Origin of the sequence: Roseateles sp. DB2 (genome assembly GCF_051857535.1) — a bacterium.
Lineage (GTDB): Bacteria > Pseudomonadota > Gammaproteobacteria > Burkholderiales > Burkholderiaceae_C > Roseateles_B.
The window spans coordinates 86,534-112,568 of the sequence record NZ_JBPZGY010000010.1 but is presented as its reverse complement, the minus strand read 5'-3'; the positions used below and the strand labels follow the sequence as shown (position 1 = coordinate 112,568).

The 26,035-nt window shown below is 66.9% G+C and carries 21 protein-coding genes and 1 pseudogene; 12 read left to right on the top strand and 10 right to left on the bottom strand.

Going from position 1 to position 26,035, the window contains the following annotated elements; genetic code table 11:
- Window positions 1–38 precede the first annotated feature (38 nt).
- From ACS5PK_RS15800 to ACS5PK_RS15765, 8 genes are all read left to right on the top strand, one after another.
- Entirely contained in the window at window positions 39–1,319 is a 1,281-nt protein-coding gene (locus ACS5PK_RS15800; protein WP_439441213.1) for a nucleotide sugar dehydrogenase, read from the top strand.
- A gap of 174 nt (window positions 1,320–1,493) precedes the next feature.
- Window positions 1,494–3,473 carry an XrtA/PEP-CTERM system amidotransferase gene (locus ACS5PK_RS15795; protein WP_439441212.1) on the top strand — a complete coding sequence of 660 codons (1,980 nt, stop codon included), beginning with the start codon at window positions 1,494–1,496 and terminating at the stop codon, window positions 3,471–3,473.
- A gap of 1 nt (window position 3,474) precedes the next feature.
- Entirely contained in the window at window positions 3,475–4,704 is a 1,230-nt protein-coding gene (locus ACS5PK_RS15790; protein WP_439441211.1) for a TIGR04063 family PEP-CTERM/XrtA system glycosyltransferase, read from the top strand.
- 56 nt (window positions 4,705–4,760) lie between these two features.
- On the top strand, window positions 4,761–5,990 hold the full coding sequence (locus ACS5PK_RS15785) for a glycosyltransferase family 4 protein (protein ID WP_439441210.1): 1,230 nt from the start codon (window positions 4,761–4,763) through the stop codon (window positions 5,988–5,990).
- Complete coding sequence (locus ACS5PK_RS15780) at window positions 5,987–7,309, top strand: UDP-glucose dehydrogenase family protein (protein WP_439441209.1); 1,323 nt, start codon at window positions 5,987–5,989, stop codon at window positions 7,307–7,309. Before ACS5PK_RS15785 ends, ACS5PK_RS15780 begins: the two co-directional genes overlap by 4 nt.
- 42 nt (window positions 7,310–7,351) lie before the next feature.
- Window positions 7,352–8,518 (top strand): TIGR03088 family PEP-CTERM/XrtA system glycosyltransferase, encoded by a 1,167-nt coding sequence (locus ACS5PK_RS15775; RefSeq protein ID WP_439441208.1) that lies wholly within the window; start codon window positions 7,352–7,354, stop codon window positions 8,516–8,518.
- A gap of 234 nt (window positions 8,519–8,752) precedes the next feature.
- A complete protein-coding gene (locus ACS5PK_RS15770) occupies window positions 8,753–10,066 on the top strand; it encodes a putative O-glycosylation ligase, exosortase A system-associated (RefSeq protein WP_439441207.1) in 1,314 nt (437 codons plus the stop codon).
- 20 nt (window positions 10,067–10,086) lie between these two features.
- Window positions 10,087–12,324: a polysaccharide deacetylase family protein gene (locus ACS5PK_RS15765; RefSeq protein WP_439441206.1), complete on the top strand. Its 2,238-nt coding sequence runs from the start codon at window positions 10,087–10,089 to the stop codon at window positions 12,322–12,324.
- 81 nt (window positions 12,325–12,405) lie between these two features.
- Here ACS5PK_RS15765 and ACS5PK_RS15760 read toward each other — a convergent pair whose 3' ends face one another.
- Complete coding sequence (locus tag ACS5PK_RS15760; protein ID WP_439441205.1) at window positions 12,406–13,719, bottom strand: hypothetical protein; 1,314 nt, start codon at window positions 13,717–13,719, stop codon at window positions 12,406–12,408.
- A 114-nt stretch (window positions 13,720–13,833) separates the two neighbouring features.
- On the opposite strand from ACS5PK_RS15760, the gene ACS5PK_RS15755 reads away from it, so the two are divergent.
- Window positions 13,834–14,913, top strand: coding sequence for a GNAT family N-acetyltransferase (locus tag ACS5PK_RS15755; RefSeq protein WP_439441204.1), 1,080 nt, complete (start codon window positions 13,834–13,836; stop codon window positions 14,911–14,913).
- A gap of 19 nt (window positions 14,914–14,932) precedes the next feature.
- Here ACS5PK_RS15755 and ACS5PK_RS15750 read toward each other — a convergent pair whose 3' ends face one another.
- The 4 genes and pseudogenes from ACS5PK_RS15750 to ACS5PK_RS15735 all read right to left on the bottom strand — a co-directional run bounded on the left by ACS5PK_RS15750 (window position 14,933) and on the right by ACS5PK_RS15735 (window position 17,549).
- A complete protein-coding gene (locus ACS5PK_RS15750) occupies window positions 14,933–15,286 on the bottom strand; it encodes an FKBP-type peptidyl-prolyl cis-trans isomerase (RefSeq protein ID WP_439441262.1) in 354 nt (117 codons plus the stop codon).
- 24 nt (window positions 15,287–15,310) lie between these two features.
- Window positions 15,311–15,655: pseudogene (locus ACS5PK_RS15745) on the bottom strand (FKBP-type peptidyl-prolyl cis-trans isomerase); the annotation flags it as partial.
- A gap of 44 nt (window positions 15,656–15,699) precedes the next feature.
- Window positions 15,700–16,641, bottom strand: coding sequence for a tRNA glutamyl-Q(34) synthetase GluQRS (gene gluQRS / locus ACS5PK_RS15740; protein WP_439441203.1), 942 nt, complete (start codon window positions 16,639–16,641; stop codon window positions 15,700–15,702).
- Entirely contained in the window at window positions 16,638–17,549 is a 912-nt protein-coding gene (locus tag ACS5PK_RS15735) for a LysR family transcriptional regulator (protein ID WP_439441261.1), read from the bottom strand. Before ACS5PK_RS15735 ends, gluQRS begins: the two co-directional genes overlap by 4 nt.
- A gap of 188 nt (window positions 17,550–17,737) precedes the next feature.
- On the opposite strand from ACS5PK_RS15735, the gene ACS5PK_RS15730 reads away from it, so the two are divergent.
- Both ACS5PK_RS15730 and ACS5PK_RS15725 read left to right on the top strand, forming a co-directional pair.
- Entirely contained in the window at window positions 17,738–18,475 is a 738-nt protein-coding gene (locus ACS5PK_RS15730; protein ID WP_439441202.1) for a pirin family protein, read from the top strand.
- A 52-nt stretch (window positions 18,476–18,527) separates the two neighbouring features.
- Window positions 18,528–19,247: a DUF599 domain-containing protein gene (locus ACS5PK_RS15725; protein ID WP_439441201.1), complete on the top strand. Its 720-nt coding sequence runs from the start codon at window positions 18,528–18,530 to the stop codon at window positions 19,245–19,247.
- A gap of 107 nt (window positions 19,248–19,354) precedes the next feature.
- Here the strand turns inward: ACS5PK_RS15725 and ACS5PK_RS15720 are convergent, their stop codons facing one another.
- From ACS5PK_RS15720 to ACS5PK_RS15710, 3 genes are read right to left on the bottom strand one after another with little or no spacing between them, the layout of a single operon-like run.
- Window positions 19,355–20,272, bottom strand: a complete 918-nt coding sequence (locus ACS5PK_RS15720) for an ATP-grasp domain-containing protein (protein ID WP_439441200.1) — start codon at window positions 20,270–20,272, stop codon at window positions 19,355–19,357.
- Window positions 20,269–21,147, bottom strand: a complete 879-nt coding sequence (locus tag ACS5PK_RS15715) for a hypothetical protein (protein ID WP_439441199.1) — start codon at window positions 21,145–21,147, stop codon at window positions 20,269–20,271. The genes ACS5PK_RS15720 and ACS5PK_RS15715 overlap by 4 nt, the downstream gene beginning before the upstream one ends.
- The gene (locus tag ACS5PK_RS15710) at window positions 21,128–23,002 is read right to left on the bottom strand and encodes a S8 family peptidase (RefSeq protein WP_439441198.1); all 1,875 of its coding nucleotides are present in this window, start codon (window positions 23,000–23,002) and stop codon (window positions 21,128–21,130) included. The genes ACS5PK_RS15715 and ACS5PK_RS15710 overlap by 20 nt, the downstream gene beginning before the upstream one ends.
- 216 nt (window positions 23,003–23,218) lie before the next feature.
- Between ACS5PK_RS15710 and ACS5PK_RS15705 the strand changes: the two genes are divergently transcribed.
- The gene (locus ACS5PK_RS15705) at window positions 23,219–23,470 is read left to right on the top strand and encodes a hypothetical protein (RefSeq protein WP_439441197.1); all 252 of its coding nucleotides are present in this window, start codon (window positions 23,219–23,221) and stop codon (window positions 23,468–23,470) included.
- 629 nt (window positions 23,471–24,099) lie between these two features.
- Here ACS5PK_RS15705 and ACS5PK_RS15700 read toward each other — a convergent pair.
- Together ACS5PK_RS15700 and ACS5PK_RS15695 are read right to left on the bottom strand one after the other, a co-directional pair.
- The gene (locus ACS5PK_RS15700; protein ID WP_439441196.1) at window positions 24,100–24,867 is read right to left on the bottom strand and encodes an ABC transporter ATP-binding protein; all 768 of its coding nucleotides are present in this window, start codon (window positions 24,865–24,867) and stop codon (window positions 24,100–24,102) included.
- 4 nt (window positions 24,868–24,871) lie between these two features.
- Entirely contained in the window at window positions 24,872–25,990 is a 1,119-nt protein-coding gene (locus ACS5PK_RS15695; protein WP_439441195.1) for a succinylglutamate desuccinylase/aspartoacylase family protein, read from the bottom strand.
- Window positions 25,991–26,035 lie beyond the last annotated feature (45 nt).

Genomic DNA, 26,035 nt, shown 5'->3' with positions numbered 1-26,035 from the left:
ACTCGCGATAATTCGAGAATCTTTAGAAAGGCGTTTGTATGACGACATTGGCAGTGATCGGTCTGGGCTATGTGGGCCTGCCGCTCGTCGTGGAGTTCGGGAAGCAGATCAAGACCATCGGTTTCGACATCCACCAAGGCAAGGTGGACGCGTGCAAGCGTGGCACCGACCCTTCGCGCGAACTGACCGACGAACAGGTCCAGGCCGCCAAGCATGCGGTCTATACCTCCGATCCAGCCATGCTGGGCGAGGCGGACATCATCATCGTTGCCGTTCCCACGCCGGTGGACGAGGCCCACATCCCCGACTTCAAGCCCTTGATTGGTTCCTCGACCAGTGCCGGCCGCCATATGAAGAAGGGCGCCATCGTGGTCTATGAGAGCACCGTCTATCCGGGCGCAACCGAAGAGGTGTGCATCCCCGTGCTGGAGCGCGAATCCGGCATGAAGTGGAAGCAGGACTTCTTCGTGGGCTACAGCCCCGAGCGCATCAATCCGGGCGACAAAGAGCACACCCTCACCAAGATCCTGAAGATTGTCTCGGGTGACACCCCCGAGACCCTGGATCGTGTGGCCAAGCTCTACGAGATGATCATCGTGCCGGGCGTGCATCGCGCCTCCAGCATCAAGACGGCCGAGGCCGCCAAGGTGATCGAGAACACCCAGCGCGACCTGAACATCGCGCTGATGAACGAATTGGCCATCATCTTCGACAAGATCGGCATCGACACCAGCGAGGTGCTGGAAGCCGCCGGCACGAAGTGGAACTTCCTGAAGTTCAAGCCGGGCCTGGTGGGGGGGCACTGCATCGGCGTGGATCCCTACTACCTGACCCACAAGGCCGACATGCTGGGCTACCACCCGCAAGTCATCCTGGCGGGGCGTCGCATCAACGACAGCATGGGCAAGTTCATCGCCGAGCAGACCATCAAGCAGATGATCGCCAGTGGCTCGCACATCAAGGGTTCCAAGGTCAACGTGCTCGGCCTGACCTTCAAGGAGAACTGTGGCGACCTGCGCAACTCCAAGGTCATCGACATCATCAACGAACTCAAGACCTACGGCGTCGAAGTGATCGTGACCGATCCGCAGGCCGAGTCTGCCGAGGCCGAGCACGAATACGGCGTGAGTCTCACGCCCTGGAGCGAACTGCCCCAGGCCGATGCCATCGTGGCAGCTGTGTCCCATCGCGAGTTCGCTGCCCTGAGTGTGGTGCAGCTGGGTGAGAAGCTGGTTGACGGCGGCGCCTTCATCGATGTGAAGGCAGCCTTTGACGAGGCGGCGCTCAAGGCCGCGGGCTACCGCGTCTGGCGCCTGTGATGTTCGCGGCGGCCTCCCTGCGGGGCCGCTCGGGCGCGGTGCCCGGCCTGCAAATGGCCGCCACCCATGACAATGAAGAACTGCTTGCCGAGCTTGCTCGGCAAGCTCGTTTCCGGACCAGGGCAGATCGAGCACTGCGGTTCGGACAGCGGCAATGCGGAATGAAGGCAGACCATGTGCGGCATCACCGGCATTTTTGACACCCGCCAGGCGCGCACAGTCGACGCCGGCGTGCTGCGTCGCATGAACGACTCCCAGCACCACCGCGGTCCGGATGAGGGCGACCTCTACCTGGAAGCGGGGCTGGGCTTTGGACACCGCCGCCTTTCCATCATCGACATCGCCAGCGGGCAGCAGCCGCTGTTCAACGAGGATCGCAGCGTCGCCATCGTTTTCAACGGCGAGATCTACAACTACCAGGCCTTGATCCCCGAACTGCAGGCCCTGGGGCACCAGTTCCATACGCGCAGTGATACCGAGGTCATCGTCCACGCCTGGGAGAGCTGGGGCGAACGGTGCGTAGAGCGCCTGCGCGGCATGTTCGCCTTCGTGATCTGGGATCGCCAGCAGCAGTGCCTGTTCATGGCGCGCGACCGCCTGGGCGTCAAGCCGCTGTACTGGACGGTGCTTGACGACGGCCTGCTGCTCTTCGGCTCCGAGCTGAAATCTCTGCTGGCCCACCCGCAGCTGCGCCGCGAGATCGAGCCTCAGGCGGTGGAGGAGTATTTCGCCTTTGGCTATGTGCCTGAGCCGCGAACCATCTTCAAGGGCATCCACAAGCTGGACATGGGCCACACCCTGCGCATCCAGCGCGGAGCCCCCATTCCTGCCTCCAAGCCTTACTGGGACCTGCGCTATACGCTGGACAGCCGCATCAGCCTCGCCGATGCGCAGGCCGAGCTGCTGGATCGTCTGCGTGAGTCCGTGCGCCTGCGCATGATCGCCGAGGTGCCGCTGGGCGCCTTCCTGTCCGGAGGCGTGGACTCCAGCGCCGTGGTCGCCACGATGGCCGGGCTGTCGGACCAGCCGGTGCGCACCTGCGCCATTGCCTTTGACGATCCGCGCTTCAACGAGTCCGAATTCGCCGACATGGTCGCCAAACGCCATGGCACGGCGCATGTCTGCCACACCGTCGGCAGCAATGATTTCGATCTGGTCGATACCCTGGCGAGGCTCTATGACGAGCCTTATGCCGACAGCTCGGCCGTCCCCACCTATCGCGTCTGCGAGATGGCCCGCCGGCATGTCACGGTGGCGCTGTCGGGGGATGGTGGCGACGAGGCCTTTGGCGGCTACCGCCGCTACAAGTTGCACATGCTGGAATCCGGCCTGCGAGGCATGTTGCCGGGGCGCATGGGCCGGCGGGTGTTCGGTGCGCTCGGGCGCGCGTATCCCAAGCTGGACTGGGCGCCACGCTTCCTGCGCGCCAAGACGACCTTCCAGGGCATGGCCATGGATCCGGTCAGCGCCTACTGCCATTCGGTCTCGCAGAACAAGGCACCGCTGCGTCAGCGGCTCTTCAGCCCTGCCATGCGCCAGGCCCTTGCAGGCTACAGCGCCGACCAGGTCTTCCACCGCCATGCGAAGCACGCCAACACCGACGACCAACTGGCCCTGATCCAGTACCTTGACACCAAGACCTACCTTGTCGGGGACATCAACACCAAGGTGGACCGCGCCAGCATGGCGCATTCGCTGGAGGTGCGCGAGCCGCTCATGGACCACGAGCTGCTGGAGTGGCTGGCGACCTTGCCGTCCTCGCTCAAGCTGCATGGCCAAGAGGGCAAATACCTGCTGAAGAAGAGCATGGAGAGCCAGCTGCCGCACGAAGTGCTGTACCGGCCCAAGATGGGCTTCTCCGTGCCCCTGGCCAACTGGTTCCGTGGGCCGCTGAAGGACAAGGTGCGTGAGTCCGTGCTGGGCCCTCGCTTGGCTGACACCGGCTGGTTCAATCCGGACTGCCTGCGCGATCTCGTCGAGCAGCACCAGTCCGGCCGAGCCGACCACAGCACAGCGCTGTGGTCCCTGACGATGTTCGAGGCCTTTCTGCGCGTCGTTGTGGATGGCCCGCATCCCGTGGTGCCCGACCACGCCATCGCCAGCAAGACCGCGCCGGTCCACGCTCCTTCGTCTGCCGCTCCGACTGCCCCCTGATATGACCGTCCGCGTCCTTCACATCCTCGACCATTCGCTGCCGCTGCACAGCGGCTACACCTTCCGGACGGCTTCGCTGCTGCGCGAGCAGCGCAAGCTGGGCTGGGAGACGCTGCACCTCACCAGCCCCAAACATGAGCAGAGCTCCGGCAAACATGACGGTGCCTTGCAGGAACAGGTGGATGCCTGGACTTTCCACCGCACGCCCCTGGCCGAGGCCAGCAAGCTTCCCGTGATCAAGGAGATGCAGCTGATGCGCGCGCTGGAGCGCCGCATCGACGCCCTGGTCCGCGAGCATAGGCCTGACATCCTGCATGCCCACTCGCCGGTACTCAATGCCTTGCCCGCCGCGCGCGCCGCGCGACGTGCCGGCCTGCCGGTGGTCTATGAGATCCGCGCTTTCTGGGAGGATGCCGCCGTCGATCATGGTACGACCACCGAGGGCAGCCTGCGCTACCGTGCCACGCGCGGCCTTGAGACCCGCGCCATGCAGCGCGTCGATCATGTCTTCACGATCTGCGAGGGCCTGCGTGGCGATATCCTCGACCGCGGCATTGCGGCGCAGAAGGTCAGCGTGATCCCGAACGCGGTCGACATCGCCAGCTTCGAACCCGGTGGCCAGCCGGACCCCGCACTGCAGGCACAGCTGGGGCTGCAGGGGGCCAAGGTGCTTGGCTTCATCGGCTCCTTCTACGCCTATGAAGGTCTGGACCTGCTGCTGGAGGCGCTGCCGCAGATGCTGCAGCGTGACCCGAGCGTGCGGCTGCTGCTGGTCGGCGGTGGCCCGCAGGACGCTGCACTCAAGGCCCAGTCCCAGGCCCTGGGGCTGGCTGACAAGGTCGTGTTCACCGGCCGTGTGCCGCATGCCCAGGTGCAGCGCTACTACGACCTGATCGATGTGCTGGTGTTTCCTCGTCACCCGATGCGCCTGACCGAGCTGGTCACGCCGCTCAAGCCCCTGGAAGCCATGGCGCAGGGGCGTCTGCTGGTGGCCTCGGACGTCGGCGGCCACAAAGAGCTGATCGAGGACGGCCAGACGGGTCACCTGTTCCGGGCCGGCAACCGCCAATCGCTGTCGGACGTGGTGCTCAAGGTGCTGGGCGCGCCGGGAGACTGGCCGCGCGTGCAGGCCAACGGACGTCGTTTCGTCGAGGACGTCCGCAACTGGCGCAACAGCGCGGCGAACTATGTGCCGGTCTACGAACGGTTGCTCGGCCGCTCGGTGATCTGACACGCCTCGCGCCTGCCCCCATCGCCGAGATTGCCACGACTGCCACGATTGCCCGCATGGACCGTCCCCTCCGCACGCTGCTGTTCTCCACGCTCTACCCCAGTGCCAGCCGGCCTGGGCATGGCATCTTCGTGGAGACGCGCCTGCGCGAGCTGCTGAAAGCGGGCAAGGTTCAGGCCAAGGTGCTGGCCCCGGTGCCCTGGTTCCCCTCGACGAACCCGCGCTTCGGCGCCTGGGCGAAGATGGCCGCCACACCGCGTCAGGCGGTGCATCACGGCATCGAGGTGCGCTACCCGCGCTACCTGCTGCCGCCCAAGGTGGGCATGAACGTAGCGCCTTGCCTGCTGGCGCTGCGCTCGGCGCTGGCCATCCGGCAATGGATGCGGGAGGGGCTCGAGTTCGACGTCATCGACGCCCACTACTACTACCCCGATGGCGTGGCCGCAGCCTGGCTGGCTCGCTATTTCGATAAGCCCCTGACCATCACGGCGCGCGGCTCCGACCTCAACCTGTTCCCCACCTTCCGCTGGCCGCGCCGCCTCATCCAGGGCGCTGCCAGGCAGGCCGACGCGTCCATCGGCGTGTGTGCCGACCTGATGGAGCGCCTGCACGAGCTCGGTGAACCGCGCGAGAAGCTCCATGTCTTCCGAAACGGCGTGGACCTGCAGCGCTTCCAGCCCCTGGACCAGGCGCAGATGCGCAGCGAGCTGGGACTGGAGGGCGCACCGTTGATGGTGTCGGTGGGGCATCTGGTGCCGCTCAAGGGCCACGATCTGTGCGTCGAGGCCCTGGCGCTGCTGTTGCCACGTTTCCCGCAGGCACGGCTGGTGATCATCGGGGAGGGCGCGGACCGACCCCGCATCGAGGCCACCATCCAGCGCCTGGGACTGCAGGGCAAGGTTCGCATGACCGGCGCGCTGCCCAACACCGAGCTGCTGCGCTGGTACAGCGCTGCAGACATGCTGCTGCTGGCCTCCAGCCGCGAGGGCTGGGCCAATGTGCTGCTGGAGGCCATGGCCTGCGGCGCGCCCGTGGCCGCGACGCCAGTGGGTGGTTCGCCCGAGGTGGTGCGGAGCGACGTCGCCGGGCGGCTCATCCCCTCGCGCGACGGCGCCGGCATTGCCGAGGCGGTGGCATCCCTGTGGCAAGCCCATCCCGGCCGCGCGGCCGTACGCCGCTATGCTGAGGACTTTTCCTGGGACGCCACCAGCGAGCAGCAGTACCAGCTGTTCCGTCGCCTGGTGGAGGCTCACGCGGCCAGGTCCCCTGCACGGAGCAAGTCATGAAAGTCACGATGATTGGCACGGGCTATGTTGGCCTGGTGAGCGGCACCTGCCTGGCTGAAGTCGGCAACCACGTGCTGTGCCTCGACACCGATGCCGACAAAATCGCCCGGCTGCAGCGCGGCGAGGTGCCCATCTACGAGCCAGGGCTGGAGGCCATGGTCCGGCGCAATATGGCGGCCGGCCGCCTGAGCTTCACCACGGACGTTCAGGCAGCGGCCGAGTACGCGACCATGCAGTTCATCGCCGTCGGCACGCCGCCCGACGAAGACGGGTCCGCGGACCTGCAGTACGTGCTGGCCGCCGCCCGTGGCATTGCCCGCCACATGACGGGCTTCCGGGTGATCGTGGACAAGAGCACCGTGCCCGTGGGGACGGCCGACAAGGTCCAGGCCGAGATCGCCGCCACCTTGAAGGCTCAGGGCGCCACGCATCCCTTCGCGGTGGTGTCCAATCCCGAATTCCTGAAGGAAGGAGCTGCCGTCGAGGATTTCATGCGGCCTGACCGCATCATCGTCGGCGCCTCCAATGAACAGGCCATCGCACTGATGCGTGCCTTGTACGCTCCCTTCCAGCGCAACCACGAGCGCCTGGTGCTGACCGACGTGCGCAGCGCCGAGCTGATCAAGTACGCCGCCAATGCCATGCTGGCCACACGCATCAGCTTCATGAACGAGATGGCCAACCTTGCCGAGCGCCTGGGCGCCGACATCGAGATGGTGCGCCGGGGCATTGGCTCCGATCCGCGCATCGGCTACGACTTTCTCTATCCCGGCTGCGGCTACGGCGGCTCCTGCTTCCCCAAGGATGTCAAGGCCCTGATCCGCACCGCGGATGTCGAGGCAGGCTTGCAGATGCAGGTGCTCAAGGCCGTCGAGTCGGCCAACGAGGCGCAGAAGCATGTGCTGGCGGCCAAGGTTCGCCGCCGTTTCGGGGAGGACCTCCGTGGCCTGCGCTTTGCGCTGTGGGGCTTGGCCTTCAAACCCAATACCGATGACATGCGCGAGGCGCCCAGCCGTGTGCTCGTGGCTGACCTGCTGGCCGCCGGCGCCGAGATCGTGGCCTACGATCCCGTGGCCATGGACGAGGCCCGCCGGGTCTTCGGTCCCACGCCAGGCCTGCACTTCGCGGCCAGCGCCATGCAGGCGGTGGAGGGGGCCGATGCACTGCTGATCGCCACCGAATGGAAAGAGTTCCGCAGTCCGGATTTCGACACCCTGCGCACGGCGCTGCGCCACCCCGTCATCGTCGACGGTCGCAACCTCTACGACCCCCAGTTGGTGCGCCTGCTCGGGCTCGAGTACTTCCCCATCGGCCGCTGAGCGGTCCGGCTTTCTCACCGCCCCAGGCTTCCTCGCCCGTTCATGAAGACCGATTCCCGTCTGCACGTCATGCACCTGGTCTACCGCTTCTCCAGCGGTGGCCTGGAGAATGTCGTCACCCAGCTGATCAATGGCCTGCCGCGGGATCGTTTTCGCCACACCCTGGTCGCGCTCACCGAGGTCGACCCTGTCTACCGCAGCCGCATCGAGACGCCGGACGTGCAGTGCATCGCCCTGGACAAGCAGCCCGGCGGTCCCTTGCCTTACTGGCCGAGGGCCTGGCGCCTTTTCCGTGAGCAGGCGCCGGACGTGCTGCACAGCTGCAATCTGGCCGCGATGGATTTCCTGCCCATGGCGGCCCTGGCCGCTGTGCCGCGCCGCATCCATGCCGAGCACGGCTGGGACGTCAGCGATCCGGGTGGCAGCAATCTCAAGAACCGCCGCAACAGGCGCCTGATGGCGCCTTTCGTGCAGGACTTCGTGGCCGTTTCAGACCAGGTGCGGGACTACCTCCGCGACATCATCCAGGTGCCGCCTGCGCGCATACAGCTCATCACCAACGGCGTGGACACAGCGCGCTTCCGCCCGATGCAGACCAGCGACGCCTGGCCCGCCGGCCTGCCTTTCCAGCGTGGGGAGCATCTGCTTGTAGGCACTGTCGGGCGGCTGGACCCGGTCAAGGACCAGGCACGGCTGATCGACGCCTTCGCCCGGCTGCAGGCGCTGGGCGAGGAGGCCTGCCGTCGTGCCCGCCTTGTGCTGGTGGGCGAAGGTCCCTTGCGCCAGGCGTTGGGCGAGCAGGTGGCACAGCTGGGCCTGCAGGACCGCGTGTACTTCGCCGGTCAGCGGCAGGACGTGCCGGCCGTGCTGCGCGCGCTGGATGTCTTCGTGCTGAACTCGGTGACCGAGGGCACCTCCTGCGCGCTGCAGGAGGCCTTGGCAACGGGCATGGGCATTGTCGCGACGACCGTGGGCGGCAATGCCGCCGTGCTGGGCCAAGGCTCAGCCGGCCATCTGGTGCCTCCCTCGGACACAATGGCGCTGACCCAGGGGCTGCGGCAAGCCCTGGCACAGCGGCTGGATCCCGTTGCGCGTCAGGCCCAGCAGGAAGCCGCGCGTGAGAGGGCCATGAACGCCTACTCTCTGCAGGCCATGCTGGCCCGTTATGAGCGCCTGTTTGCCAGCCGGAAAGGGCAGGTCGTGCAATGAAGGAGTATCTGGTCATCTTTGCGCAGCTGCTTTGCGTGGGCTGGCTCTTGCGCACCATGTCCAAGGCACGCGGCAGACTGGATGATGAGGAACTGGGCTGGTTCGACATCCGCCTGGGAGGCAAGGCGCCCAAAGTGCCCAAGGCACCCAAACCCCCACAGGGGCCCCGGATGACTCCCCCCCCGCATCCCAAGCCTGCTGCCGGGGCGCGCTCCAGCGAGGGGAGGGGGCCGCATGCGTGACATCATCACCCTGCTCTTCATGATGGGGCTGGCGCCGCTGGTGGTCCGCAGCGCCTTCGCATCCTTGCTGATGTGGTCCTGGGCGAATCTTTCGGCCCTGGGCTTCTACATGTACGGTTTCATGGCAGGCGTGCCCTACGTGATGCTCTTCGCCATCTCGACGTTGGTGCTGATGATGACGCAGCGCAAGCAGATCGTCGGGCCCTGGGAGCTGGGCGGGCCGCAGATCCTGTTCCTGTTGTTCTCGCTGCATGCCCTGTTCGTGGCCAGTCTCGCCTACGGCGGCATTGAGCGGAACTGGGAGATCGCGACCAATCTGCTGAAGAACATCCTGCTGTGCCTGCTGATGCCTTTGCTGGTCGTCAACCGGACGCGCCTGGTGGCCATGGTGATCATCATGGCATTGGGCCTGGGCGGACACGGCGTGGTGGAGGGCCTGAAGTTCCTGGCCTCCGGCGGCGCCCACATCGTGCTGGGCAATGCCAAGCTGGGGGACAACAACCATTTCGCGCAGTCGGTCCTGTTGTCCGTGCCGCTGGCCTTCTACCTGTGGCAGTACAGCAAGTCCAGGGCCTGGCGATATGCCCTGCTGGGCTTCATGTTCCTTGTGGCCATGGCCGTGATTGCCACCAAGTCGCGCGGGGGGTTGATCGGCTTTGTCTGCTTCGGGGTCTGGATGGTCCTGATGGGGCGGCAGAAGTTCAAGGGCCTGATGATCTTCCTGGCCATCGGCCTGGCCATCTATGCGGCGGCCCCGGCAAGCTGGTTCGAGCGCATGGAGACGCTGCAATCGGCCAATGAGGATGCCTCCTTCATGGGGCGCGTGACCGCCTGGAAGCGTGCCAGTGCCATCGCCGTGGAGAACCCGGTCTTCGGCGGCGGCTTCCGTGCCGTGCAGGCGCCGGTGATCTTCGAGCAGTTCCGCTACAAGCAGGGCCTGCTTGGCTTTGTCGAGACGCCCAACGTGAACTACCCGGCGGCCGCCCACAGCATCTACTTCGAGGTGCTGGGTGACATGGGCTTCGTAGGCCTGCTCATCTTCGTGGCCCTGATGTGGACCACCTTCAGTGCGCGAGGCGAGGTGCAGAGCCTGGTGAAGAAGTCCGGGCGCGACGATCTGCTCTGGGCGGCCGACATGGTCAATGCGCTGGCCGGTGCCATGTTCATCTTCCTGATCACCGGTGCTGCCTTGAGCGCCGCCTTCTACGACTTCCACTACATGCTGGTGGCGCTGGCGGACTGTGTGCGCCGCCATGTGCGCCAGCAGGTCAATCCCCGGAAATCCACGGCGGCGCTGCGGCCCTGAGCCGAGCCCGCGCCATGCCCATGATGCTATCTCTCACACGCAGCTTTGGCCGCGGCAAGCTGACCATCCTTTCCTTCCATCGCCTGCCCTGCGAGGCTCAGCGGCTTGATCCGCACGAGTACTCCTTCGAGCGCTTCAAGGACCTGGTCGGCGAGCTGCGCGCTTCCTTCCGCATCCTCGCGCTGACCGAAGCCGTGGACTTGCTGCGCGCTGGCCTGCTGAAGGAACCGTCGGTCGTGCTGACCTTCGATGACGGCTACAAGAGCTGGATCGAGCATGTGGCGCCCTGGTTGCAGTCTCAAGGACTGCGCGGCACTTTCTTCATCACCACGGCGCAGTTGCGCGGCCAGCCCTTGTGGAACGAGCGCATCGAGCATGCGATCCACCATCTGCCTGCCGATCTGCAGATGCTGACCGGCGTCCCGGGCGCCACGCCGGGGCTGGATGTCAGCAGCCGTGAACGCCGCATTGATGCCGTGCGGCTCGTGACCGCCGCGCTGAAGTACCAGCCCCAGGACCAACGCCGCGGGGCCATGGCCGAGCTGGAGCGCCTGTGCGGGCCGGACTACGCCGGGCCGCCTTGCTTTGGCGCAGAGGACCTGAAGGCCTTGCAGGCCATGGGCATGGAGATCGGCGCCCATTCGGTCAACCATCCCATCCTGTCCTGCTGCAGCGAGGACGAGGCCGAGCGGGAGATCCGCGAAAGTCGTGCCGACATCGAGGCGGTGCTCGGTCCTCAGCGCATGCCCTTCGCGTATCCCAATGGCGAGCCGGGCAAGGACTACACCAGCCGCCATGTGGAGATGGTGCGCCGCGCCGGCTATGCCTGCGGGGTGAGCACGCAGAAGGGCTATGCCACGCTGGAGAACTGTTTCCTGCAATTGCGTCGTTTCACGCCTTGGGGGGCCACGGCCAGCTCACGCGCCTTTCAGCTCCTGGGCAATCTGCTGCGGCAGCCGGAGCCGGATCTGGCCCGCCCGGCACGGCCCCACGCCGCCTTGATGGTGGCCTTTCACTTCCCGCCACAGGCTGGCTCCAGTGGTGTGCTGCGCAGCCTCAATTTCGCCAAGGTCCTGCCGGAGGCGGGCTGGGACGTCAGCCTGCTGTCGGCCAGTGCCAGCGCCTACGAACGCACCAGCGTCGACCTCATGGCGCAGGTGCCGCCGGACATCCGCCTGGAGCGTGCGTTGGCGCTGGATGTGCGGCGTGACCTGTCCATCCGGGGCAAGTACCCTGAGCTGCTGGCGATGCCCGACCGCTGGTCCAGCTGGTTCTTTGGTGGCGTGCGACGCGGCATCCGCCTGGTGCGCAGCCGCAAGGCACAGCTGGTCTGGAGCACCTATCCCATCCTGTCTGCCCACCTGATCGGCGGCATGGTGGCCCGCTGGACGGGGCGCCCCTGGATCGCCGAGTTCCGCGATCCCGTCTACCACGAGGACTGGGACGCCAGCCGCCTCAAGCGCTGGCTGCTGCCGCGGCTGGAGGGATGGGTTGTGCGGCGCTCCACTTGCTGCGTCGTGACGACCGACGGGGCGCGCCAGCTCTTCGAGCGGCGCTACCCCGAGGCCCGCGGCCGGGTCCATGTGATCGAGAACGGCTACGACGAAGGGTCCTTCGTGGGCGCCGAGGCCCAGCGCATCGACATGCCGCCAGAGCGTCTGCTGATGCTGCACAGCGGCGCCATCTACCCCAAGGAGCGCGATCCCAGCAATCTGTTCCGGGTGATGGCCCGCCTGCGTGACAGCGGTCGCATCGAGGCCTCGCGGCTGTGCGTGCGCTTCCGTGCACCCGGCGCCGATCAGGCCATCCGCGAGCTGGCCCAGAAGTTCGGCGTGGAGGACATGGTCGACGTGGCCGGCCCCGTGCCATACCGCCAGGCCCTGCAGGAGATGATGGGCGCGGACCTGCTGCTGGTGTTCCAGGGCTCAGCCTTCAACAACCAGATTCCGGCCAAGATCTACGAGTACCTGCGTGCGCTGCGTCCCATCCTGGCCCTGGTGGACTGCGAGGGCATCACCGCGCAGCGCCTGTCGCAGTTCGAGGGCGTGCGCAATGCCGACGTGCTGGACGAACAGGCCATCGAGGCGGCCCTGCTGCAGTCCTACGATGCCTTCGTGGCAGATCCGGAGGCCTACCGCCAGCCGGTGCGCGCGCTGGAGACGGTGTCGCACACCTCCCGCCAGCATGGAGCCTGGCAGCTGGCGCAGCTGATGATCTCCATTGATGCCCGCAGCAATGATGCGCCCCTGCGGGGCTGAGCACCTGGGCAGCGCGCGGCCAGGACGCCGAGCTGATGGGGCGACGTCACAGCCCGGGGCTCGCGCCCCGGCGTGGCGGACTCAGGGCTTGATTCTCAGTTGGGAGTCCAGCGGCGCAGGGCCCAGGCCATCGCTGCTGACGTCCTTGTTGGCGAAGGTGCGCACAGAGCCGTCGCCCTGGTTGCTGATCAGCCGAGCCGCCGGGCTGACGCCGCGCACATTGATGCCGGCGGTGTTGACCAGCACATTGCCCTCCAGCGTGATGCTGGTGGAGTGATTGATGTCGAGGCCGGCGTCGTTGCAGTTGGCCACGATATTGGCACGTGCAAGACCGTTCTCATGCTCGGTGCGGCAGAGCTGGTCCCGGCAGTAGCTGGGGCCTGTCAGGCCACCGCCGAAGGAAATTCCCAGTCGCGTGCCGCGCGCGGAGACGCCCTGGGCAGCGCAGATGACCAGATTTCGTTCGATGCGCCCGCCGCTGCCGCCGCCCTTCATGAAAATGCCGTAGCTGCTGGTCTTGTCATCGGGGTGCACGAAGTGACGCACGATGTTTTCGTCGACCACCCAGTGGCTGGCCGCCACGATGTCGACCGGGTTGGCAGGTCTTGCGCTCACGCGGTCTCCTTGATTGCGCAGCGTGTTGTGCGTGAGGCGGCCGTGGTCGGGGAACAGCCCCTTGCTGCCGTTTACCTTGATGTGCGAATCGAAGTCACTGATGACATTGTTTTCGGCCCGGAAGTGGCTGGCCTTGCCCGTTACATGAAGGGCGTGCTCGCAGCCGGGCGGGCGGCAGTGACCTTCGATGTCCAGGTCCTCGAAATGCCAGTGGGGTTCCGTGACCTCGAACAGGATGGCGGTCTGCACGACCAGCACCGCGCCGCGCGGATGGGCTGCGCGCAGCGTGATGGGCTGCTCGGCCGTGCCCGAGGCACGTGTCCACAGTGATCGGGTGATGGGGTAGCGGCCGTCAGCCAGCTCGATGACATCGCCCGCGCGGGCCTCCTGCAGGCTGAGCTCCAGGGCGGCCGGGCTGTCCACGCTGCGGATGCGCCGGCCCAGGTTCTCGTCGATCTTGCCGCGCGCGGCCAGGGCCTGCTGTCTTACACTGCGGGCGCTTTCAGCGCGTGCGCCACGTCCGTGGTCCGGATGCTGGCTCAGGTCCACCTCCGGTTCCAGCCATGATTGCCAGCCCAGCAGCATGGGCTGGAAGACCGCCTCCAGCTTCGGGTGGCCTTCCAGGCGCTTGAGCAGGTAGCGTGCGTAGTCGTTGCCGCGCTTGGAGGTCCAGGGCGTGCCGCCCAGCCTATCCAGGTCCGCATAGACCAGCTTGAACGAGACAATGAGCACGAGCAGCAGCAGCGCCGCAGCAATGAGGGACAGTCGTCGGGCTTTCATGGACATGGACGGGGCGATGATGGCATTGCGATCTGGTGAAGGCGCCCGTGCCCCGACAACAAGCAGGCACAGCGATGCGGCTGATGGCAGCCGGCTACAACCTCTGATTCTCTGATGTCCTTGTTCCAAACCGAGCCCTGGTTTCGCCTCATGGCCTCCCGTGGTCTGGGGGGGGAGGGCGAGCCCGTCCTGTTCAGCGCCGAAGCCGGGCCGGGGAGGCAGCTGTCACTGTGGTTGTGCCGGCACGCCGGCCCCGTTGCGCCAGCGGGGGCACGGCTCACGGCGCTGGGCAACTACTACAGCCCCCGCTTCGGGCCGCTGGCGGATGCGCTGTCCCCCCCTTGGGACTCATCCGAGGCCGTGAGCGCTGCCGCGTCTCTGGGGCGGCAATTGCGGGCGGATCCTCAAGGCGCGGTGCTGAGCCTGCAGCCCCTGGAGGCCGGGAGCGCCGTCTTGCGCCTGCTGCAGAGCGGGCTGAAGTCAGCGGGCTATTGCACTGACCTCTACCACTGTTTCGAGAACTGGGTGCTGCCCTGCGAAGGCCTGGGCTTCGAGGCCTATTGGGCTGCGCGCCCCACGAAGCTGCGCAACACGGAGCGCCGGGCCCGCAAACGCCTGCTTGCCGAGCACGCGCTGAGCATAGAGATCGTGAGAATGCCCGGCCCGGCGCTGGAGCAGGCGCTGCAGGATTTCGAGTCGGTTTACCAGGACAGCTGGAAGCTGGGTGAGGCCCGGCCGGAATTCATCCGCGAGCTGATCCGTCTGTTGGCGGCCGACGGGCGCCTGCGCCTGGGCGTGCTCCGCCTGCAGGGCGTGGCGCAGGCGGCCCAGCTGTGGTGGGTGCACGAGGGTGTGGCCAGCATCTACAAGCTGGCCTACCGTGACAGCGCAGCAAAGCTGGGCGTGGGAACGGTGCTGTCGGCCGCCTTGTTCCAGGATGCCCTGGACAGCGGCGAGGTGCATCTCATCGATTACCTCAATGGCTCCGAACCCTACAAGCGCGACTGGGTCAGCGAACGGCGTGAGTTCGTGGGGCTGCTGGCCCTGGACCTGCGGTGTCCCGAGGCATGGATGCCCGCGCTGCGGCATTTCGGTGGCCGTGCGCTCAAGCGCTTGCCCAAGTTCCTGCTGAAACGCCTGCGCCCGCACAGGGCGGGCGCAGGCGCGGTCGACACGGCCCAGGACGCTGCCTGAGCCCGGCTTGACCAGGGCTTCAGACGGCCAGCAGCTCCACTTCGAACAGCAGCGTCGCATTGGGCGGAATCACGCCGCCTGCGCCGTAGGGGCCGTAGCCCAGGTCCGAGGGGATCACCAGCATGCGCTTGCCGCCGACCTTCATGCCCTGCACGCCTTCGTCCCAGCCCTTGATCACCTGACCGGCGTCCAGGTGGAACTTGAACGGGTCGTTGCGGTCCTTGCTGGAGTCGAACTTCTTGCCGCGCTGGCCGTTCTTGTAGAGCCAACCGGTGTAGTGCACGGTGACACGCTTGCCGGAGACGGCCTCGCTGCCGTCACCCACGATCACGTCTTCGAACTGCAGACCGCTGGCGGTGGTCTGCAGTGTCAAGTCCAGGGGCTCTGAGCCGCCGGACAGGCCCAAGAGCTCTACCTCGAACATCAGCGTGGCATTGGGCGGGATCACGCCGCCGGCGCCGCGGGCGCCATAACCCAGCTGCGGCGGAATCACCAGAACGCGGGTGCCGCCAATCTTCATGCCCTGCACGCCTTCATCCCAGCCCTTGATCACCATGCCGCCGTCGAGCTCGAACTCGAAGGGCTGGCCGCGGTCCTTGCTGGAATCGAACTTGGCGCCCTTCACGCCGTCCTGGTAGAGCCAGCCGGTGTAGTGCACGCGCACGTCATGGCCGGACTTGGCTTCGGCGCCGTCGCCGACCTGGGTGTCTTCGTACTGCAGGCCGGTGGAGGTGGTGATCATGGATATTGCCTCGTGGGAGAAATGCGAATCCCGGGATCATGCCATCAAAGAGGTGCGCCGCCGGGCCTGCGCAGCTGCAGTTCGGTCCAGGCAGTCACTGCGGCGGCGAGCCAGTCAGCCGTCGTGGTGCCCGGCAGTCGAGGCAGCCCCAGGAGCGCGCCTGCACGCTGCAGAGCCATCAGCGGATCCTCCAGCTCCAGCGCTCTTGCGCCGTTCTGCTTGGAGAGCTTTTCGCCGTTGGGGCCCATCACCAGCGGCGTGTGCAGGTAGCGCAAGCCGGGCAGGCCCAGGAGCTGCTGGAGACGGATCTGGCGCGGCGTGTTGTCCGCAAGGTCCTCGCCGCGGACAACGTCTGTGATGCCCTGCTCGGCATCGTCCACCACCACACAGAGCTGGTAGGCCCAGAGCCCATCGGCACGCCGCAGCACAAAGTCTCCCACGGCCTGGGTGACGTTCTGCTGCTGAGCGCCCAGACGGCGGTCCTGCCAACTGAGGGTCAGGTCTTGCGTCCCGCTGAGGTCAGCGCTACTGCGCAGGCGCCACGCCCGCGCCTGCGACGGGAGCAGATGGCGCTGCCGGCAGGTGCCGGGATAGACCAGCTCGCCATGCCTTGGCTTCTCCAGCGCCTGTGCGGCCAGGGCGTCTGCAATGGACTTGCGCGTGCAGTCGCAGCCATAGGCCCAGCCGCTTTCGACCAGCCGCTGCAGGGCGTCGGTGTACAGCGCCTGCCGTTGTGACTGCCAGCTCGGGGCTTCGTCAGCTTGCAGTCCCAGCGCCTGCAGCTGGCCCAGGATGGCCTGACCGGCGCCGCTGACGCAGCGCCCCTGGTCGTGGTCCTCGATGCGTACCAGCCATTGCCCGCCATGGGCGCGCGCGTCCAGCCAACTGGCCAGTGCAGCCACAAGGGAGCCCGCATGCAGCAGGCCGGTCGGCGACGGTGCGAAACGGCCGCGGTAGACACGGCAAGCTCCAGTGCGCAGGCTCACAGCAGCAAACCTTCATGCTGCTCGAGCAGGGCCAGCCGTGTGACCGGACTGCGTAGCTGCTGCAGCCACCAGGCCAGCGCTCGCGCTGGCTGCGGGCCAGCGCGCCAGGCGTAGTTCAAGGGCACAGGCGGACGCACCTGGGCATAGGCCTTGTGGACCAGCCGACCGGCCTCCACGTGGCGTCGAACCATGGAGCGGGGCAGGGAGCCGCAGCCCAGGCCGCGCAGCAGGGCCTCCAGCTTGGCGGCCATGGAGGGCATGGTCAGCACCTCCTGGCCTGGCATGACGCCCACGGTCATGGGCAGCAGTTGGCGGGCGGTATCGGCCACCGCGATGATGCGGTGCTGGGCGATGGTGCCTGGGTCCAGAGGACCGTCATGGTCGGCCAGCGGGTGATGCGGCGCCACGACGAAGATCATCTCCATCTCGCCCATGGGCTCGCAGTGGAAGCTGCTGCCTGGGGGTTGGGTGGTGGTCCCGATCGCGAGATCGGCCTGGCCCGAGCTCAGGGCCTCCCAGGTACCGGCCAGCACCTCGGTGCGAAGCTTCAACCGGGTGGGTGGGGGCTGGCCATTCTCGCGCAGCTGGAAGAAGGCTTCCATGAGGTCGTAGACCGCCCGGCGAGCAATGGCGTCGTCGATGGCCACCGTCAGCGTGCTTTCCCAGCCCGTGGCCACGCGGCGCACGCGGTTAGCCACGGCATCCATTTCCTGGAGCAGGCGTCGACCCTCGGCCAGCAACTCATGGCCCGCGGCCGTCAGCACAGCCTGGCGCGAGCTGCGGTCGAAGAGCAGTACATCCAGGGCCTCTTCCAGCTGGCGCACGCTGTAGGTCAGGGCGGAGGGCACCTTGCCCATTTCGCGCGCGGCGGCGGCGAAGCTGCCGGTGCGCGCGATGCAGTCCATCATGGACAGCGCCTCGGGTGTCAGCACCCGCCGGCTGGTCTGGTGGGCCTCCAAGGACAGCGTGCCAAGGGCATAGGGGCTGGCGGGTTCTTTCTGCGACATGGCTTCATCTTATTTGAATGATGGCTTCAAGCTTGCTCGCCCCAGGCAGGGGCAGGGATCCGTAAAGTGAGGCCAGGAGAAACCGCACCATGTCCCAGACCCAGCTGATCCGTTCCTGCGACCGAGGCTATGCCGACCACGGCTGGCTGAAGAGCTTCCACAGCTTTTCCTTTGCCGATTACTACGATCCGGCCCGCATGGGTTTCGGTGCGCTGCGGGTGATCAACGAGGACCGCATCGCCCCAGGCACCGGCTTCGGCACCCATGGCCATCGCGACATGGAGATCATCAGCTATGTCCTGGACGGCGAGCTGGCTCACCGCGACAGCATGGGCAACGGCGATGCCGGCGCCGCCAATGAGGGCGTGATCCGCCCCGGCGATGTGCAGCGCATGAGTGCCGGCACTGGCGTGCTGCACAGCGAGTTCAACCACGCCAAGGACCGGGCCACCCACTTCCTGCAGATCTGGATCCAGCCGAACCAGCGCGGCGTGGCGCCGGGCTACGAGCAGAAGCACATCGAAGCGCAGCGCAAGCGCGGTCGCCTGACCCTGATCGCAGCTCCGGCCGGCGAGGCCAGCGCGGCGGATGCCGTGATGATCCACGCCAACGCCCGGGTCTATGCCGGCCTGTTCGATGGTGCGGAAAGCGAGATCCTGCCCCTGCCCGCTGGCCGACTGACCTATGTGCACCTGATCCGCGGCAAGCTCAGCGCCAATGGCCAGCGTCTGGCCGCCGGCGATGCCCTGCAGCTGAAGGACGCTGCGCAGTTGCATCTGGCCGAGGGCGAGGACGCCGAGGTGCTGGTCTTCGACCTGGCGCCTTGAATGGCCGGCTGGGTGCCAGCCCAGCCTGTTGAGCCCTCGCTACACTGCCGCCATGCACAAGCTGTTCTCGCATCTGGGCCTGCTACCCCTGGCCGACTGGCTGGCACTCGTCGGCTTCTTCGTGGCCTGGGTGGGCTATGCCCAGTTCGCCAAGCGCAGGGCCCAGCAGAAGGGCTCGCTGCTGGCCATCACCAACCAGGTCAGGCGTCGTTGGATGATGCAGGTCACCTACCGTGAGGTGCGGGTGATCGACGGTGTGGTGGTGCAGAGCCTGGCCTCCAGCCCCTCCTTCTTCGCCTCGACCACCATCCTGATCCTGGGCGGCCTGCTGGCGGCCCTGGGGGCCAGCGACAAGGCCAGCGAGCTGGTCAAGGAGCTGCCCTTTGCCGCTACCACCAGCAATCTGGTCTTCGACCTGAAGCTGGTGCTGCTGACGGCCATCTTCATCTACGCCTTTTTCCGCTTCACGTGGAGCATGCGCCAGTACACCTTCGGCGCGCTGCTCGTGGCTTCGGCGCCGGAGTCCGAGCAGTACCTCAGCGAGGGGCTGGACCGCGATGCCTTCGCGGACCGGGCGGGCCGCGTGGTCGGCATGGCTGCCGAGACCTTCAACGATGGCCTGCGGGCCTACTACCTGGCCTTTGCCGCCATTGCCTGGTTCTTCTCGCCCTGGGCCATGTTGGCCGCGACGGTGGGCGTGATCTACATCCTCTACCAGCGGGAGTTCCACTCCGAGGTGCTGGGCGTGCTGCGTGAGGCGGTACGGCACTGAGCCTGTCGCGAGCTGGGGAGTGAACGCCCGGTAGTGATTGCCCGGCCGTGAATGCCGGCGGCCTGTTGCAGGGGGCGCTGCCGCCGGGGTGTACCACGAGGGGCGCCTCAATGCAGGGGCTCAGCGCCGCGCAGCAGACGGGCCAGAGAGCCGGAAATGTCCTGCCCGGTGGCGTCCTCGAAGAAGCTGTATCCGGGGCTGGGGTTGGCTTCGAAGCAGTAAGTCTGCCCATCATCCGCCAGCATCAGGTCCAGGCCCACGAAGGGCAGGCCCAGTACCTGGGAAGCCCGCAGGCAGCGCTCGTGCGTGCGGGGCTCCAGCGTGGTAGGCCTCAGGTGGGCGTCCCCGCCCTGGCGCGACGCGTAGCGATAGTCGACCACGTCCGCGTCGATCTCGGTGGCATGGACCTCCTGGCCCACCACATGCACCCGTACATTGCTGCCGCGTAGCCGCTTCTGGAAGAGCGTGGGGCAGTGCCTCAGACGGTCCAGCCGGGACCTGGCCTGCGCATCCAGCTCTCGAACGATGGAGCGCACCCCGCTGGCGGACTTGTAGATCAGCGGCCCCTGCGCTGCCTCGAAGGCCAGTACCTCTGCCGGGTCGTTGCTGACCAGGCTGGGCGGTACCGCGAAGCCCAGCTCCGCGAGCAGGCGCAGCTGGAAGGGCTTGGAGGCATTGGAGCCCATTGCTGAGACGCGGTTGACCACCATGCCCTGGAACAGCTCACCCAGCTCGGTCCAGGCCTGGCACCACTGAAGGTACTGCCGGCATGCGGCCTCGCTGTCGTTGGCCGGACGGCCAAAGGGGCGCAGGTACAGGCCCTGGACGGTGTCAAGCGCATGGGCTTGACCCTCATGGACGAAGTGCCCCCTCAACCGTCCGGCGACGAGGGCGTGAGCGGGCAGCTGTTGCGCCTCGGCGGCTGGTCGCAGCCACAGAGGCTGGACGCCCTGGTGCCGCAGCGAGCGTGCCAGCAGTTCGCAAGGACTGTCGGAACCGATGATCAGCACGTGGTCGTGGCTCATGGGTGCAACTCCTGGGCAGGCAGGGTGGGTGGCGGGTGCAGCCAGGCGCCGGCCTCGGCACCTGACGAGGCTGGCAAGGACTGACCCCTGTAGTCGGGGGCCAGTCCCATGCAGGCCAGCAGAGCGGATTGCATGGGGGCGTCCAACTGGCGCAGGTCTGGCCGGGGATCGGCATGGTCCAGCACCCAGCCGCTGCCGTTGTCCCGGCACAGTCGTACTTCCAGCATGGCCAGGCCCAGCCTTGCTGCAAAGGCTGGCAGAGCCTCCATCCACAGGCGCAGGTCGGGGTCGGCGCCTGCGCGGTCCTGAGCATCAGGCAGGCAGCGCCGGCCCATCACCAGAAGGCGCCGCTGCTCCTGTCGTGCCGGCATGCGCCCATCCTCGGGCCGGGCGGGCAAGCCGGCGCGACTGGCTTGCAGACGCCACCAGCTCGGCGAGGCCTGCGGTCCGCTGAGCCCGGTGGGATGCGCGGCGTTGAGGACCGGGCAGGGCAGACTGGCCAACCAGAAGGACAGGATGGCCTGCCATTCCTGCTGCTGGTAGTCCGCATCCGCATGGCGTCCCGCCAACTGCGGTGAGGCCAGGCGATTCAGCACTGCGCGCACGCGAGGGCCCTCGATGCAGTGCGGACCCAGCTGCAGCGAGGTCTGGGTCCGGCCCGCGCTGTCCATGCGCAGCGACCATCGCCTCGCCTGCAGCAGTGCGGGGGCAGGTACGCACAGCAGCTGGCCGCCCAGCGCGAGGGCGGCCGGTGCCAGGCAGCGCCGCAGGGGCTCGGCGCTGGCATCGTCCAGCTCGTGCAGCAGCAGCCACAGTGGCGCATCGCTCGGCATGTCTGCGGCGGCAGGGGCGTCCTCACTGGTCCTGGCTGCCATCGTCCGTTCCACCGCCCACCAGGGGCCGCAGGGATTCAGGAATGAAGTGCTCCTGGCTGCCCAGGCCTTGCAGCTGAAGCATCTGGGCCAGGCTCTGCACCGTGGCTTCCAGGGCTGCCAGGCGTGCCTCGCTGCCGCTGGCTTCCGCAGGCGTGCGGATCACACCGCCGTCAAAGCCGCCTTCGAAGACATCCTTGTCCTTGTCCTTCTCCTTGATGGGCTTCTCGATCTCCTTGACGTCCTTGAGATCCTTCTCCTTGATTTCCTTGATGTCCTTGTCCTTGAGGTCCTTGTCCTTGATTTCCTTGATGTCCTTGTCCTTCTCCTTGTGGTCCTTGAGGTGGTCCTTGAGGTCCTTTTCCTTCAGGTCCTTGTCCTTGATCTCCTTGAGCGTCTCCTTGAGGATGGGCTTGGGGAAAAGCTTGCCGTGGATCTCACGCAGATTGGGTCGTTTGCCGATGCGCTGGCTGACCGGGCGGCCGGGTTCGTCCTGCTGGGGGGATCCGGTGTTGCGCAGCATCTGGCGTGCGCTGGCGGGCGTCATCAGGGGCTTGCCGGCGGCGCGCAGCCAACCCTGGGCGCAGCCCAGGGCGCCCACGACGATGGGCGAGGCACTGGAGGTTCCTGAGAAGGTATCGGTGTACTGGGTATTGCTGCTGTTGTTCTGCAGGTCGCCATAGCCGGTCGTGGTCACCTCGCGGCCCCAGCCCTGGCAGTCGACGGCCGAACCGTAGTTGGAGAAGCCCAGGCGTGAGCGGTCGGCGCCATGGTTGCGGCCATGGGTCCCCGGGGGCGGAGCACCGGCCCCGACCAGGATGGCGCCACACTGCGGGTTGTTGCGGTTGAAGGGATTGCGCCAGCTCTGCGGGAAGCCATTGGGACGCACGCTGTAGAGCGCGTCATCCAGGTTCTCCGCGCCGTTGCCGGCCGCCTCTACCACCAGGATGCCCTTGGAGGTGGCATAGAGGATAGCGGCGAAGTCATCGGGCCACCATTCGATGCCGATGTAGCCGAGTTGGTCGTCGCGGGCCTGGAAGTTGTGGCGCGGCCCCGCCCGGTGGATCTCCAGCAGGATGATGTCACCCGGCCCCAGGCGGTCGGCTGCCTTGCGGATGGCGGCGGCGGAGGGGTTGGTCACGAAAGAAATGGTGGAGAGCTTGGCATTGGGGGCAATGCCCATGACGCCCAGGCTGTTGTGGTCCCCGCCGATCTCCCCAAGCACGGCGGTGCCATGGTGGTTGTTGCTTGAGTTGGTGCCGTCCAGCAGGCCGCCGGAATTGGCCAGCAGGTCCTCGTGGCTGAAGTTCCAACCCCATTCGAGGTCAATGACGCGGCCGCCGTCGCCGCGACCGCCGGGCTTGGTCCAGGCGAAGCGGGCGTCGATGCCGGCTGGCGCGGCGCCAAGGTAGATCTGCCGTGCATTGAAGTCGGGCGTGGGCGCAGGGGCACCGTCCGTGGGCGCGGGCATGCCGTCTGCCTCGCCTTCCTCGCGATAGACCGGCGGCTCGCCGCCTGGCTTGAGGTAGGCGCCTTCGATGGTTTCTTCGTTCAGCAGGTCGGCGATGAGCTTCTTCGGGTTCTTCACCTCGCCGCTGACCACGTAGTAGCTGCCTGGGTCGGGCGTCTCGCCGCCAGCGTGCTTCATCATGGGCTCGCTCATGACCGCGCGGACGGCGGCCTCGTTGTCGCCGAACAGAGGCTCCAGGCTGAGCTTGCTGCTCTTGAGCAGGCTGTTGAGCCCGCTGACCTTGGCGCCCGGCCCGGCACTGACTGCGGGCATGCCCTTGGGGGATCGCAGCGCGGCGGATGTCTTGGCCACCACGATGATCTCGGGGGCGGAGTAGGTGTCTTTCATTGAGCCTCCTTGTAGACCGGCAGGCGCCGGCATAGGCTCAGTGTCAAAAGCAGTGAGGCTGCTCTCAAGTCCCTTCAGTCCTTAAGCTTGAGGACGCCCAGGACCCAAACCCCTAAGGCATAGGCCCGGCATTCGCGGGGAGGGGCCCCAAGGCTAGGGGGCTCTTTCGGGGGATGCGGCACCGATGCTGTGCCATTGACGATTCAGGAGACTTGTATGGACACACCGGCACAAGCCGTCCTTCTGCTGCAGCCGGGCGCTGCCTTGGCCCCGCTGCATTCCTTGCTGAAGCAACTGGGCCTGGACGCGAGTCCCATGCATCCGGGCAGTACCGACCCCACGCTGGAAGGCTGGTACACCCTCAGTCATTCAGGCTCCGGCGACCTTGATGCTGCCCTGGCTCGCCTGCAGCAGGCCCCTGGGGTTGACGGTGCCTACCGCAAGCCTGAAGGTGAGCCTCCCGGCTGAGCGCGCGACAAGCCTTGAAGGCAAAACGGGAACCATCCAAGGACCCCTTTTGCCCAGCGCGGAGCCCGAGGATCCGCCTCCGTGGTCCTGACGGCGCAAAGCCCGCGGGCGATCCGTCCGCCGAACACACGCCACTCCCGGAAAGCAAAACGGCACCCGTCCAAGGTCCCGTTTTGCCCTACACGGGGCCCGATGATCCGCCTCCGTGGTTCCGACGGCGCAAGCCCGCGGGCGATCTGTCCGCCGAACACACGCCACTCCCGGAAAGCAAAACGGCACCCGTCCAAGGTCCCGTTTTGCCCTGCACGGGGCCCGATGATCCGCCCCCGTGGTTCCGACGGCGCAAGCCCGCGGGCGATCCGTCCGCCGAAAGCACGCCACTCTCAGAAAGCAAAACGGGACCCGTCCAAGGTTCCGTTTTGCCCCGCACGGGGCCCGATGATCTGCCCCCGTGGTTCCGACGGCGCAAGCCCGCGGGCGATCTGTCCGTCGAACACACGCCACTCCCAGAAGGCAAAACGGGACCCGTCCAAGGTCCCGTTTTGCCCTGCACGGAGCCCGAGGATCCGGCTCCGCCGGTCCTACGGGCTCGCCCCCCTGGGGGGGCCGGCGCAGCCGGTAGGGGGGGGCTACTTCAATCCACCACTGAGGAAGGCCTTGAGCCGCTCGCATTGCGGATTGACGAGGATCTCCTTGGGGTGCCCCTGTTCCTCCACACGGCCCTGGTGCAGGAACAGGGTGTGATTGGACACCTCGCGGGCAAAGCCCATCTCGTGGGTCACGACGATCATGGTGCGGCCTTCGGCGGCCAAGTCCCGCATCACCTTCAGGACTTCGCCCACCAGCTCGGGGTCGAGGGCCGAGGTGGGTTCGTCGAAGAGCATCACCTCTGGCTCGACCGCCAGGGCGCGTGCAATGGCCACCCGCTGCTGCTCGCCGCCCGACAGCTGGGCCGGATAGACGTCCTTGCGATGCGCCACCCCTACACGGGCCAGCAGGGCCTCGGCCTTCTCCAGGGCCTGGGCCTTGGGCACGCCCAGCACATGCACCGGCGCCTCGATGACGTTCTCGATCACGGTGCGGTGAGCCCATAGATTGAAGTTCTGGAACACCATGGCCAGGCGCGAGCGCCAGTGCTGAAGCTGCTTCGCGTCGGCCGCCTTGAGGCTGCCGTCACGGTCACGCACCAGCTTCAGTTCCTCGTCATGCAGCCACAGCTGGCCCTCGAAGGGTTGCTCCAGCAGGTTCAGGCAACGCAGGAAGGTGCTCTTGCCGGAGCCGCTGGAGCCGATCAGCGTGATGACGTCGCCCTTGTTGGCCGTCAGCGAAACGCCCTTGAGCACCTCGCGATCGCCGTAGCGCTTGTGCAGGTTCTCGACTTTCAGGCTGGCACTCATCTCGTCAGGCTCCCAGCAGCTTGCCGCTGCGCAATGCATTCAATCCGGCCACCTTGGCGATGCGTGCACCAGCGGTGACGAAGCGCAGGTTGTCCCGCGCAAAGAGAAGACCGTCCACCGGGCTCTTGAGCTCGGTCAGCTCGGCGGTCACGGGGTCGATCACGTGAGCCAGCACATCGCCCTCGCGGACCTCCTCGCCGGGCTGCCTCAGGAAGGTCAGTACACCGCCCACGGGCGTCTTGATGGGCATGGAGCCTGCCAGCGGGCGGGCATCGCCCTGGGCAGGCGGCACGGGCTTGGCCTCGCCGGCCAGGACACCCCGCCAGCGCAGGTAGTCGATGATGTTGGCGGCGTCCTGTCCGGCCAGCGCATGCTCCACGTCCTGCTGGCCGCGCAGCTCCACGGTGACCGACAGGCAGGCCTGAGGCAGGGGGAAGCGATCGCCGAAATGCCGCTGCCACTTCCACCACACCTGCGAGCAGGCTTCATCGAAGGGGTTGTCGCCCGAGTCCGTGGCCAGCAGGGTGACGCGCGAGCCCAGGAAGCGGGCGAGGGGGTCGCACAGCTCGGCCGCAGGCGTCTCGCAGTAGAGGTGCAGCACGGCCTGGGCGTCGCAGTGCAGGTCTAGCACCACATCGGCATCGCAGGACAGGCCCATCAGGGTGCGGCGCAGGCTTTGCAGCTCGGTGTCCACGGGCTGGGCCAGCACTGCCTTCTTCAGCTCGCGGCGCAGCACTGCCACGTTGCGGGCAGGATCCGGGCCCAGCTCGGGTTCGGCGGCGCGCGCCGCGGCCTCGATCTGGTCAGGGTAGTGGCGGTTGAAGTTCTCGCCCGAGAGCAGCTCAAAACGCCCCAGATGGCCCTGAAGAAGCCATTGCGAGAGGCCGACGGGGTTGGCCATGGGCACGAGCACGATTTCGCCCTTGACCTGGCCGGCGGCGTCCAGCGCATCGAGGTGGCGGCGCAGGTGCCAGGCGGTCAGCATGCCGGGCAGTTCGTCGGCGTGCAGCGAGGCCTGGATGTAGACCTTGGGCCCGGCGCCGGGCTGGCCATAGTGCAGGGAGACCAGCTCGCGCTGAGTGCCCGGGGCGGGAGAGAGAAGGGAATGGGTCTGGATCTGCATGGTGAGGGCTCCAGCGGAGCGCGCCACGGGCGCGCCCGGCGTTCA